General features: G+C 37.8%; 13 protein-coding genes. All 13 read left to right on the forward strand.

Going from position 1 to position 11,747, the window contains the following annotated elements:
* Window position 1: 1 nt before the first annotated feature.
* The 13 genes from ACIPKN_RS06535 to ACIPKN_RS06595 all read left to right on the forward strand — a co-directional run bounded on the left by ACIPKN_RS06535 (window position 2) and on the right by ACIPKN_RS06595 (window position 11,697).
* Window positions 2-730, forward strand: coding sequence for a lantibiotic immunity ABC transporter MutE/EpiE family permease subunit (locus ACIPKN_RS06535; protein WP_400934426.1), 729 nt, complete (start codon window positions 2-4; stop codon window positions 728-730).
* 3 nt (window positions 731-733) lie between these two features.
* Window positions 734-1,489: a lantibiotic immunity ABC transporter MutG family permease subunit gene (locus ACIPKN_RS06540; RefSeq protein WP_400934428.1), complete on the forward strand. Its 756-nt coding sequence runs from the start codon at window positions 734-736 to the stop codon at window positions 1,487-1,489.
* Window positions 1,490-1,517: 28 nt separating this feature from the next.
* Window positions 1,518-2,180 carry a response regulator transcription factor gene (locus ACIPKN_RS06545; protein WP_400934429.1) on the forward strand — a complete coding sequence of 221 codons (663 nt, stop codon included), beginning with the start codon at window positions 1,518-1,520 and terminating at the stop codon, window positions 2,178-2,180.
* A gap of 101 nt (window positions 2,181-2,281) precedes the next feature.
* Window positions 2,282-3,544 (forward strand): sensor histidine kinase, encoded by a 1,263-nt coding sequence (locus ACIPKN_RS06550; protein ID WP_400934431.1) that lies wholly within the window; start codon window positions 2,282-2,284, stop codon window positions 3,542-3,544.
* 420 nt (window positions 3,545-3,964) lie between these two features.
* Window positions 3,965-4,336, forward strand: coding sequence for a 2-oxoglutarate ferredoxin oxidoreductase subunit beta (locus ACIPKN_RS06555; RefSeq protein ID WP_400934433.1), 372 nt, complete (start codon window positions 3,965-3,967; stop codon window positions 4,334-4,336).
* Between the two features lie 249 nt (window positions 4,337-4,585).
* The gene (locus ACIPKN_RS06560; RefSeq protein WP_400934434.1) at window positions 4,586-5,674 is read left to right on the forward strand and encodes an ABC transporter substrate-binding protein; all 1,089 of its coding nucleotides are present in this window, start codon (window positions 4,586-4,588) and stop codon (window positions 5,672-5,674) included.
* Window positions 5,664-6,500, forward strand: coding sequence for an alkaline phosphatase family protein (locus ACIPKN_RS06565; protein WP_400934436.1), 837 nt, complete (start codon window positions 5,664-5,666; stop codon window positions 6,498-6,500). Before ACIPKN_RS06560 ends, ACIPKN_RS06565 begins: the two co-directional genes overlap by 11 nt.
* A 401-nt stretch (window positions 6,501-6,901) precedes the next feature.
* Window positions 6,902-7,744: an ABC transporter permease gene (locus tag ACIPKN_RS06570; protein ID WP_400934521.1), complete on the forward strand. Its 843-nt coding sequence runs from the start codon at window positions 6,902-6,904 to the stop codon at window positions 7,742-7,744.
* Window positions 7,744-8,529, forward strand: coding sequence for an ABC transporter permease (locus ACIPKN_RS06575; RefSeq protein ID WP_400934438.1), 786 nt, complete (start codon window positions 7,744-7,746; stop codon window positions 8,527-8,529). Before ACIPKN_RS06570 ends, ACIPKN_RS06575 begins: the two co-directional genes overlap by 1 nt.
* Window positions 8,526-9,527, forward strand: coding sequence for an ABC transporter ATP-binding protein (locus ACIPKN_RS06580; RefSeq protein ID WP_400934440.1), 1,002 nt, complete (start codon window positions 8,526-8,528; stop codon window positions 9,525-9,527). Before ACIPKN_RS06575 ends, ACIPKN_RS06580 begins: the two co-directional genes overlap by 4 nt.
* On the forward strand, window positions 9,524-10,312 hold the full coding sequence (locus ACIPKN_RS06585; protein WP_400934442.1) for a DeoR/GlpR family DNA-binding transcription regulator: 789 nt from the start codon (window positions 9,524-9,526) through the stop codon (window positions 10,310-10,312). Before ACIPKN_RS06580 ends, ACIPKN_RS06585 begins: the two co-directional genes overlap by 4 nt.
* Window positions 10,305-11,312: a histidinol phosphate phosphatase domain-containing protein gene (locus ACIPKN_RS06590; protein ID WP_400934444.1), complete on the forward strand. Its 1,008-nt coding sequence runs from the start codon at window positions 10,305-10,307 to the stop codon at window positions 11,310-11,312. Before ACIPKN_RS06585 ends, ACIPKN_RS06590 begins: the two co-directional genes overlap by 8 nt.
* Before the next feature lie 58 nt (window positions 11,313-11,370).
* Window positions 11,371-11,697 carry a hypothetical protein gene (locus tag ACIPKN_RS06595; RefSeq protein WP_400934445.1) on the forward strand — a complete coding sequence of 109 codons (327 nt, stop codon included), beginning with the start codon at window positions 11,371-11,373 and terminating at the stop codon, window positions 11,695-11,697.
* Window positions 11,698-11,747: the final 50 nt, after the last annotated feature.

Raw genomic sequence — 11,747 nt, forward strand, 5'->3', positions numbered from 1 at the left:
CATGATTTCAATTATGAAGGCTGAAAGATTAAAATGGAAAAAGACTTTTATTCCTAAATTAGTTTGGCTAGCACCCATTGTGGCGATAGTACTAACTGCATTATTAATGGGAGGAAAGTTTTTTCAAAGTGGTGCTTATAATTTTTGGTATACATTGCTCCTACCAGGTGCACTGACGATATGCTGCACATTAGTGGTGGAAAAAGATGCTAAATTGAAATATCATAGTATTCTCGCAATGCCGATTGACCTAAAGAAGATTTGGTTTGGTAAAATACTAACATGTAGCGCCTGGTTGTTAGTAACTACACTTATTTTCTTTGTAAGTATATCTGCTAGTGGAGTACTCTTTGGCACTAGCTATTCTTTAACAAGTAGTTTTACAGGTAGCTCGGTAATTTTCTTAACGTTATTATGGCAAATTCCATTCTGTCTATTTCTTGCGGAAAAATTAGGAACTTATATAGCAATTTTAATAAATTTAGTCGGTAATATGGCAGGTATGATTGCATTTGCGAATGGGGATTTTTGGTATAGTGTTCCTTACGCCATTACAGCAAGACTAATATGTCCAACATTAGAGATTTTACCAAATGGTCTGCTAGTGCCTGAAGGAAGTCCATTATTAAACACGTGGGTTATAGCTCCAGGTATATTAATTGCCTTAGTATGGTTTGCTTTAATAAGCTTCCTTACTGCACGATGGTTCCAAAAAAGGGAGGCGAAATAGTGCATGATAATGTTAAGATTACTTAGAGCAGAGCTTCTTAAAACAAAAAGAACGCCTTTTTTACTCACACATCTAATTGTACCTATCATTATTTCAGGGATATTTTTAGCATACTATACTTATTCACCATGGGGTTTCAATGCTAGGGTAACGGCTTATCTTCAAGGAGTAGCATGCGGATTTCCAATTATTATTGGGTTAGTTTGTGCGATGGCAGCGGAGCAAGAAGCAACTGCAGGGCATTTTCAGGAGATGCTAACCACTACTAAAACAAAAATAGTAGCCTATTTAAGCAAGTTGCTATTGTTATTATTATTTAGTTTTGGCGCAATATTACTGTCCGTCGGTATTTTTAGTACTGGTTTTATTGAGCTTTTGCATGAAGATACTTTTGGTTATCAATTTTATTTCATAGCTGGATGTATTTTATTTGTAGGCTATGTATTTTTATATATTTTACATTTATTTGTTAGTCTTCATTTTGGTAAAGGTGCCTCAATCGGATTAGGGATTGTGGGATCACTAATAGTAGCCTTACTACTAACTGGACTAGGTAATGGTATTTGGTCATTTATACCTTATGGTTGGGGTGGTCACTTTGTTTCGTTATGGACAATGAAGACGTCAGGGCTAGACCTATCAACGGTGAAAGTAGGACTACAGGAAGGTATTATTGCTTCAGTTTGCGGAACATTGTGCGCATTAGTCCTATCTTGTTTCTGGTTTTGGAAGTGGGAAGGAAGAAGATCGGTGAATTAGGGTATGAAGAAATGATGAGGGTAGAAATATGGCAAAAATATTAGCAGTAGATGATGAAAAAGATATTTTAGTATTGATAAAAAATGCACTACTAAAAGACGAACATTTAGTAACGGCAGTCTTTGATGCGCCGGAAGTAAGTAAAATGGATCTTGGTGCCTTCGATTTAATTTTACTGGATGTAATGATGCCCGAAATAGATGGATTTACACTATGTGGTCAAATACGTCATGCTGTAGATTGTCCCATCCTTTTTTTAACGGCTAAATCATTAGAAGAAGATTTAATGTATGGTCTAGGTCTTGGCGCTGATGATTACATTATCAAGCCGTTTGGCATTGGAGAGCTACGTGCAAGAGTGAATGCGCATTTGAGACGCGAAAAAAGAGAAAGACGTAGTATCCTTTTTGTAGATAATATTCACTTCAATCTATCAGGCAAAGAGCTGTTTATAAATGAAGAGAAGGTAATGCTGACAAAAAGCGAATATGCAATATGCGAATTTCTAGCTCGAAATCGAGGACAAGTATTTTCGAAAGAAAAAATTTATGAAACTATTTTTGGCTTTGATGGGAAGAGTGACAGTACTGCTATTACGGAGCATATTAAAAATATTCGTTCAAAGCTACATGCCTTTCATGTTGACGCCATTGACACTGTTTGGGGGATCGGATATAAATGGAGACAATAAAGCCCACTAAAGGCACTCGACTACATACTTTTTTTCTACGATATCTCCTTTTCCTAAGTTTAGGCACCATTCTGTTAGTCGTAATACTGTTTAGTATATTTTTGTTTACTTTTTCTACCAATATTGTTTTGCCAGCAAATTATGCAGAAAGTCAAATTACATTATCAAAGGATCGGATTGCGTCTAGTAGTTCGGTTACCGCTGATATTATTCCAGACCTTGTTGACTATGCTGTCTTTTCTAAAGATGGACAATTCCTTACAGGGAATCTTTCAGAAAAGGAAGCTTTTAAAGCATGGGATGTAATGAAAAAAAGGGAAACTAGAAATAGTTCCCAATTTTACTCGTTTATAGAGCGAGAAAATGAGATTTGTATATTACGATATTATTTAGTACCTCAGTATCGTTCAGAAATTTTAAGAAAATATTTACCTAATCCGCAACTATTAGAATTTCTAGTGTTTATTATAGGGATAGTAGCTTATGCAACTGTCCTTGCTATCCATTTTGGAAGAAGTCTAAAGAAAAAAATGTTTGGCTTGCAGGAAGCGATTGAAAAAATACAAAATCAAAATTTGGATTTTACGATTAATCGTTCAGGAATTCGTGAAATAGATGAAATATCGGTTTCTCTTGAGCAGATGAAAGAGGCTTTAAATAGCTCCTTAAAACAGCAATGGGAATCTGAACAGGCACGTAGAGAACAAATTTCTGCTCTTGCTCATGATCTGAAAACACCGCTCACAATTATTCGGGGAAATGCAGAGCTTTTGCAGGATACGGCTCAAGATGATATACAAAGGGAATATAATGACTATATTTTAAAAAATACAATGGAAATAGAAAAATTCACGAAAGAGTTGATTGATTTATCGAAAATGGAAAGAAATGTAACTCGTGAAAAAACGAATGTTAAAACGGATGCATTTATGACAGAAGTAGAACAACAAATGAGAGCTCTTTCGTTGGAAAAAAGGCTTCAAGTGGATATCCAAAAGGAAATTCTTCCTGCACGTATATTTATCGATGAAGAGCAGTTCTATCGTGCGATTTTAAATGTCATTGCTAATGCTGTAGAGCACACACCTGAATATGGAAAGGTAACATTAACTGTGCAAGTTGCTACTGATGTTATTCGATTTATCGTTACTGATAACGGCTGTGGATTTTCTCCGAGAGATTTAAACGAGGCTACCAAACAGTTTTATCGCGGAGATCCAAGCAGAAATGCAGGAGATCACCATGGGATGGGACTTTATATTGCCCAATCAATTGTTCAGCGTCACGCTGGAACATTGCTAATTGACAATGATTTATTAGCTGGTGGAGGAAGAGTAACCATAACAATCCCAATCAATAATTAGTCACAATAGAGTTATGTTAAAGAAGAAAATAAGGTCATAACCATAACGTGGGGTTGATTTCCGTTCCGGCTGGACGCTTCGTTACACTGCGCTTTCGCACAGATAAAACAATGTTGGTCACGAAGGCGTTATCACAGGACGTGATGGTTTTAGCCTTCGTTCCCTTGTGTGCTCGCTCCAGAGTCTCATCTGTGACGCTGTGATCTGACCCCAAGGAGTCGCCCAGTCTCCGCTTCAATCAACTTATATAGATGGTAAACGTTTTACCAATAGCATATTAATGAAATTCATTAGAAAGAATGATTTTGACGAATTTGTCAAAACATTCTTTTTGTTTTTGAAAAAAGGGAAAAAATAGGGAGCGTGTTCGGGCAATAGTATTGTAAAAAATGCTACAATAAAAGAAAAAAAGAAGAGGCGATGCACGTGGATAACGTCATTGATTTTATTGCAAAGAAAAAAGAACGTGAAGAAAGACAGCGCACACAGGATTTGGAAAGGTATGTTGCGACACAATGTAATTTTCATCAACCGGAAAATATTGATGCACTTGTTGATAGAAAAATGATTGAGGTCAAGGACCATACGTTGTTTTTAGGTTTTCTCTCGATATTAAATGATAAAAAAATCGATCCACTTGATATTTTTCAAGATGTTTTTACATTAGCACCTGCCCACTTTGAGATGTCCTACAATATGAAATGGTGGTCAGTTGTACAGCTTGCCTTTACATTTTTAACAATTTTAAAAGAAAACGAGCCGCATACATATGCAGATTTTCTTGGTTTATAAAATGAATCTAGAGTGTGTGCACGTCTTAGAAAGCTACATAAACGTGCGCATACAGAACTAGATCCCTACTTACTCCTCTAAAACTTTTACAATCCCCCTTCAATTAATAATCGTTTATAGATTTTCATAATTCCTTCATAATTTTTACTGAATATTTTAATGTCCTCCATACTTGCTTAATGTTTGTTTCCTAACATAAATGTTGTAAGGCAAATGAAAACAAACATAAACAAATGGAGGTTCCAACTCATGGCAATTCAAAAGTTGTGGAAGAAAGGTCTAATCGGAGCATTAGCAATTTCAATGTTGGCAGCTTGTTCCGACGGTTCATCTAGTTCGAATGAAGTGAAAAGTGATTTGACACTTGAAGAGATTACGAAAAAAGCAAAAGAAGAAGGAACTGTAAATTCTGTCGGAATGCCAGATACATGGGCTAACTGGGTAGAGACTTGGGGTGATCTTGGTACTGAATATACCCTTAAGCATAAGGACACAGACATGTCGAGTGCCGAGGAGCTAGCGAAGTTTGAGGCGGAAAAGGATGATGCCACTGCGGATATTGGTGACGTCGGAATTGCTTTTGGACCGATTGCCAAGGACAAGGATTTAACATTACCGTATAAAACATCTTATTGGAATGAAATACCTAACTGGGCAAAGGATAATGATGGCCATTGGATCGTGGGTTATACTGGAACTATTTCATTTTTAACTGATAAAAACAACGTCAAAGATGCCCCGAAATCATGGGAGGATATTAAAAACGGAGATTACACGGTTAGCATTGGTGATGCTTTAACAGCGAATCAAGCACAGTTTGCTATTTTAGCAGCTGCTATTGCATTTGGTGGTGATGAATCGAATATTCAACCTGGAATAGACTTTTTTGCATCTTTAGCAAAACAAGGGCGTTTAAAAGGAGATCCAACTGTAGCGAATTTAGAAAAAGGCGAGATTGATGTAGCCATCTTATGGGATTTTAATGCACTTGGCTATCGACACCAAATTGATGAGAAACGTTTTGATGTCGTCATTCCATCAGAAGGCTCTGTAACATCAGGCTATGCAACAATCATTAATAAATATGCCAAAAATCCTCATGCAGCAATGCTAGCTCGTGAATACATTTTATCGGATGCAGGACAAGAAAATTTAGCGAAGGGTTATGCTCGTCCAATTCGTGACAAGGTTCAATTACCTCAAGATGTTCAAAAGCTATTATTACCTGCGGAAATGTACAAAAATGCACAGCCAGTAAAAGAACAAAAGAAATGGGAAGAAACAACAAAGCAAATTCCACAACAATATCAGGAGCAGGTATTAATTCATGGGAAATAATAAAGTTGTTTTAATTGTCGTAGATGCACTTCGCTTTGATACAGCTTGTACCCATATGGGATTTATGCACCATTTAGTTGAACGTAAAATAGCAGCACGCTACAAGGTTTGCTCAGAGGTCCCTTCACTATCAAGGCCTTTATATGAAACGATTTTAACGGGGACACCACCCATTGTACATGGAGTAACGAGCAATATGACAGTGCGTTTATCGACGCAAAATAGTTTATTTCATTTAGCGAAAGAAAACGGTCTATCTACAGCAGCAGCTGCCTATTATTGGGTAAGTGAGCTATATAATCGTGCACCATTTGTGCATATGGAGGACAGACTACAATTAGATACTCAATTGCCGATTGAGAATGGACTGTTCTACTTTGAGGATCACTATCCAGACAGTCATTTATTTGCTGAAGCTGCTTGGCTAATGGATCAAAAGCAACCAGATTTCTTATATATTCATCCGATGAATGTAGATGATGACGGTCATAAATTTACAGCTGACTCGGCGCAATATCGAAATCGTATTTTAGCAGTTGATGCATTATTATCTGTATTTATCCCAAAATGTCTTGCGCAGGGCTATGAAGTGATCGTGACAGCAGATCATGGGATGACGAGTGATGGAAATCATGGAGGTACAACAGCTGAGGATCGTCATGTACCAATGTTTGTTATTTCGAATCACGTTAAAGCAGGCATTAAGGATGAGATTGTATCACAGTTACAAATTGCTCCGTTATGCTGTCATTTATTGAATATCGAACCTTCTGATGAAATGGTTCCTCTGTTATTAGAAGGGATGCATTCATTAAAAAAGGTTTAATCATCAATATTAATTGGGCGTGTTTGGGAAGCTTCCAGCAGGGAAATTCTATTAGTCCATCATCAAAAGTTGGGATGACATTTTCAAAATATTTATGTGTTAGTTGATTGAAGTGAAGACAGGGTGACTCCTTGGGGATCAGCGATAGGGGAACGAAGGCTAAAACTATCACGTCCTGTGATAACGCCTTCGTGTCCAACATCGTGTTGGCCCGAGATTCTGAAGCGGATGTTTTCTGTGCGAAAGCGAAGCGCCAGCAACAATGTTTTTTCTGTGCGAAAGCGAAGCGCCAGCAACAATGCGCCCTGTCGGAAAGGAAATCAACCCCCGTTATGGTGATGAGCCTTCTAATTAATAAAAATGATTAAATCAACATGAACTGCTATTAAATATTGAAAGAAGTGATTGTTTTGATTTCGAAGCGGCAAACAGTTGCCTGGCTTTCTCCTTTTCTAGTACTTGTCTTGTTATTTTTCTTAGTACCGTTACTGTATATGCTCATCACAAGCTTTCAAAATAGTGATGGTTTTACATTCGCACAATATCAAACTGTACTAACGAACGATTACATTTTACAAGGCTTTACAAATAGTATTACACTGTCTGTTATTTCGGCAGTCATTGCCTTAATTGTTACCCTATTTGCTGTTTATGCGCTTATGAGATTTTCTGAGCCAGTGCGTGAAAAAATATTAATACTAACAAATTTAACATCAAATTTTTCAGGTATTCCGTTAGCTTTTGCCTTTATTGTATTACTTGGCAATAGCGGGCTCTTTACATTGCTATTCGATAAATGGGGTATTGACACATTTTCATCATTTTCTCTTTATAGCTGGGGTGGCTTGTTACTGATTTATATTTATTTTCAGCTACCATTAGCCTTAATGCTTTTATACCCAATTTATGATGGGATTCAGCAACAATGGAAGGACGCAGCAGCATTACTTGGAGCTTCTACATGGCAGTTTTGGATGAAGATTGGGATCCCTGTTATGCTTCCTGGGATTGTTGGAACATTTAGCGTATTGTTTGCCAATGCAATGGGAGCGTATGCCTCTGCCTATGCACTAACTAGCAGTAATTACAATTTAGTAGCCATTCGTATTGGTTCTCTTATTAAGGGAGATATTTTTGCACAACCAGAGCTGGCAAGTGCTATTGCAGTAATACTAGCAGTAACGATGGTGACGGCAATGCTATTAAGTGAGTGGAGCATTTCAAAAACAAGGAGGAAGTTATAATGAAAAAAAGAGGCTTTGCTGATTTATTTTTCCTCCTGTTAGTGGTGTATTTAGTGTTGCCAGTTGTTGCAACAATGCTTTATGCCTTTGCGACGAATTGGAATAAGACCATTTTGCCAGAAGGATTAACATTGAAATGGCTTGCGACATTATTTCAGGATGCAGAATTTATACAGGCATTTGGACGTTCGGTTTTATTGTCTAGTGGGGCTGTCATGATTGCATTGCTCGTTATCGTACCGGCTATTTTTGTGATCGTGTTGTATTTTCCAAAATACGAAAAATGGATACAGATGGCTGTTGTGATGGTGTATTCATTCCCGGGAATTATTTTAGCAGTCGGGCTCATTCGTGTTTATAGCAAATTTGGTGTGCCGATGATTTTAGTAGTATTAGGGGCATATGTTATCGGTATCCTACCATACATTTATCAGGGGACACGCAATAGTTTGCAGAATGTTGATGCACGACAGCTTTTAGACGCAGCGCAATTACTGGGAGCATCAAAATTGCAGGCATTTACTAAAATATTATTACCTACTGTTTACCCAGGCTTATTTGCTGGTGCATTATTATCGTTTTCCGTACTTTTTGGAGAATTTGTACTGATTAATCTAGTGGTTGGTACTCGCTTTGAGACGGTGCAAATTTATTTAATGAAGAAGCTTAGTACAAGTGGACATATTGCTAGTGCAGTTGTCTTTATTTATATCGTTCTTATGGGCTTATTAACGTACGCTATTGCAACATTAACGAAACGATCGAAAGGTGCTACAAATCTATGAGTTATATTGTGATTGAAGGACTTCATAAAAAATATGGATCAACGACGGTTTTATCAAATATAAATATGAAGATTGAAAAAGGTGAATTTATAACTCTTTTAGGTCCGAGTGGCTGTGGTAAGAGTACAATCCTTCGTATTTTGGCAGGCTTAACAAATGCATCTGCGGGAAAAATTAACATAGAAGACAAGGATATGAATAGTGTTCAACCAAAGGATCGCCAAGTTGGTATGGTGTTTCAATCTTATGCACTATTTCCAAATATGACGGTGAAAGAAAATGTAGCTTTCGGTTTACGTATGCAAAAAGTAAATACTGCTGAAGTGGATCAACGTGTTCAAGAAATACTTGAAATCGTGCATTTAAGTGAAAAAGCGCATGCATATCCGAAAGAATTATCTGGAGGTCAGCAGCAGCGTGTTGCCCTTGCTCGAGCATTAATTGTACGTCCAAAAGTATTGCTATTAGATGAACCGCTCAGTGCGTTAGATGCCCAAATTCGTAAGAAACTTCAAGCAGACTTACGAGCTATTCAACAAAAGCTAGGTATAACGATGATTTTAGTTACGCATGATCAAGAGGAAGCAATGGCTGTTTCTGACAAAATATTTGTGATGAATAATGGGATGATTGCACAAAGTGGAACACCTACTGCGATTTATACAAGCCCTGAAAGTGAATTTATCGCTAATTTTATCGGACATTACAATGTTTTTACGCGTCAAGCCCTTGAGAAAATGATTGGCGAGGCATTGCCAAAAGAATACTCAAAATTTGCGATTCGACCAGAAGCCATACATCTCGATCAGAGACAGGGGGATGTTTGTCTGACTGGAGAGGCGAAGCAGTCATTAATGAGTGGCAATGTTATTCGGACAACGTTAGAGGGTGAATGTCTCTTTACGATGGAACAGCTACACCAACGAGGGCATTCGTTTGAGCTTGGTAAGCAATATGTGTGCTATATAGCGAGGGAAGATGTGATTGCATTATCATGACATATGCAAAAATTGAACGTTTTGAATTTATTTTAAAACAGTTAGAGGCTGATGGGAAAATTGTCGTTGCCAATATTGCAGATGAATTACAAGTAGCACCAGAAACGATTCGTAGAGATTTTGATGAGCTGGAGCAACAGCATTTATTAACGAGAGTACACGGCGGAGCAGTAAAGTATACGAACGTTAGAAATGAACCAGCATTTTTGCGTAAGCTTCAAATGCAAAAAGGGGCAAAGCGTAATATAGCTCGCTTAGCAGCTAGTCGTATATGTGGCGGGGATACAATTGCGGTTGATACAGGTACAACGACGGTGCATATTGCAGATTTTTTATTGGCAGTCGACGATATAACTGTCGTAACCAACTCTATCGCTGCAGCTGTACAATTTAATTTGGCGATAGAGGAGCGACGAATGACTGGAAAGGTCATATTACTCGGTGGAATGACAAATCCAAGACAATCCTCAGTAACAGGAGCTATGACATTAGAATTATTAGGAAATATGAATTTTGATAAGGCATTTATTTCGTGTGGTGGTATAAGTGATGGTATCGTGTACGATTATGATTTGGATGAATCATTAATTTCTAAAAAAATGCTTGATCGTAGCAAGATGAACTTTTTATTATCGGATGCATCTAAAATAAATGGTAAGTCCTTTTATCAAATTTGTCACATAGAGCAGTGCTCAGAAATTTTTTGTGATATAGCTTGCCCATTAGAGTGGCATGCGTATGAGGAAAAGTGGACGGTATGCAATGGAGGGAAATCGGATGATTGATTATCATGTACATTTAGAGGAGGGGCCATATTCATTTCGTTGGCTAGAGCGTACTTCTCGGGCAATTAGATTTTTTAATGAAGATGGAGGAGCAACAAAAGGTTCTAAAGCATTTATAGAGCTACAAATGCAACAGTTATCAAAGCGTTTACACAATGGTTGCTATAGTGAGGAATGGTTAGATTTATATTTACAGCAAGCAAAGCAGCTTGGTTTGCGCGAGGTTGGGGTTGTCGACCATCTCTATCGTTTCAAGGAGACGCGAGCATACTTTGAACGTTATATGCAATTAGATGACAATGAAGTTGGTATAGCTCAGCGTTACTGGCTTGATCGTGTGATGACGGAAAGCATGGATGATTTTGTGTCAACTATTAATCGAGCAAAGGAAAAATGGAGTCGTCATGGTATTTCCTTAAAGCTTGGCATCGAGGCAGACTATTTTGTCGGCGGTGAAGAAGAATTAGCATCATTATTAGAAGGTTATCCGTGGGATTATGTCATCGGATCTGTCCATTTTATGGATGGCTGGGGCTTTGATAATCCTCAAACCCAATACATATTTGAGAGCATGGACGCAGCAGCCTTACAGGAAAACTTTGCACGTTTTTTTGCTACAGTAGAAAAAATGATCTTCTCGAATATGTTTGACTTTGTGGCGCATTTAGACAACTTTAAAGTGTTCGATTATCAAGTGAAGGACACGGCTTTTCTTGACTCTTGGTATGAAAGAATTGCAAAGGCACTTGTGACCACACAAACTGCCACTGAAATAAATGCCGGTTTATTTTATCGCTATCCAGTAAAGGAAATGTGCCCAGGACCACGTTTCTTGCAAATTTTAATTGAACATGGAGTAGCCTTTACAGTTTCCTCAGATGCGCATTTCCCAGACGATTTAGGTAAATACACATTTGCGAATACAGCTTTACTAAAAAGCTATGGCGTTCAAACAATTATTGGATTTGACCAACGCCAAAAACAATATATAGAACTATAATAAACGTCGCCGTTGATGGATATCTTCGGTGATTTTTTATTTTTAGGAAGAGTGGTGAATGGGCTTCAGCGAAGTGAAGGATGGAAAGATCAAAGTGAAGAATAGAAAAGCAAAAATCGTGGATAGAACCGTCAAAATCGTGGATAGAACAGTTAAAGTCGTGGATAGAGCAGTCAAAGCGACGGAAAGAACCGTCAAAATCGTGGATAGAACTGTCGAAATGATGGATAGAGCAGCCAAAGTCGTGGATAGAACAGCCAAAGTCGTGGATAGAACCATCAAAGTGATGGATAGCCCCGACAAAGCGACGGATAGAACCAATAAACTGAAAGAAAGCCCCATAAAACTGGCAGTCCCCCTCAACCCAACAAAAATATTCATCTAACCAAAGTGTAATTAAGTCTAAACCGCGACATTTAGTTCGCAAACCTTGTA

Origin of the sequence: Lysinibacillus sp. NPDC086135, from assembly GCF_044746345.1 — a bacterium.
Lineage (GTDB): Bacteria > Bacillota > Bacilli > Bacillales_A > Planococcaceae > Lysinibacillus.

Coding starts and splice junctions, on each gene's coding strand:
- ACIPKN_RS06535 (WP_400934426.1), top strand. CDS start 2: ATGATTTCAATTATGAAGGCTGAAAGATTAAAATGGAAAAAGACTTTT.
- ACIPKN_RS06540 (WP_400934428.1), top strand. CDS start 734: ATGATAATGTTAAGATTACTTAGAGCAGAGCTTCTTAAAACAAAAAGA.
- ACIPKN_RS06545 (WP_400934429.1), top strand. CDS start 1,518: ATGGCAAAAATATTAGCAGTAGATGATGAAAAAGATATTTTAGTATTG.
- ACIPKN_RS06555 (WP_400934433.1), top strand. CDS start 3,965: ATGCACGTGGATAACGTCATTGATTTTATTGCAAAGAAAAAAGAACGT.
- ACIPKN_RS06560 (WP_400934434.1), top strand. CDS start 4,586: ATGGCAATTCAAAAGTTGTGGAAGAAAGGTCTAATCGGAGCATTAGCA.
- ACIPKN_RS06565 (WP_400934436.1), top strand. CDS start 5,664: ATGGGAAATAATAAAGTTGTTTTAATTGTCGTAGATGCACTTCGCTTT.
- ACIPKN_RS06575 (WP_400934438.1), top strand. CDS start 7,744: ATGAAAAAAAGAGGCTTTGCTGATTTATTTTTCCTCCTGTTAGTGGTG.
- ACIPKN_RS06580 (WP_400934440.1), top strand. CDS start 8,526: ATGAGTTATATTGTGATTGAAGGACTTCATAAAAAATATGGATCAACG.
- ACIPKN_RS06585 (WP_400934442.1), top strand. CDS start 9,524: ATGACATATGCAAAAATTGAACGTTTTGAATTTATTTTAAAACAGTTA.
- ACIPKN_RS06590 (WP_400934444.1), top strand. CDS start 10,305: ATGATTGATTATCATGTACATTTAGAGGAGGGGCCATATTCATTTCGT.
- ACIPKN_RS06595 (WP_400934445.1), top strand. CDS start 11,371: ATGGGCTTCAGCGAAGTGAAGGATGGAAAGATCAAAGTGAAGAATAGA.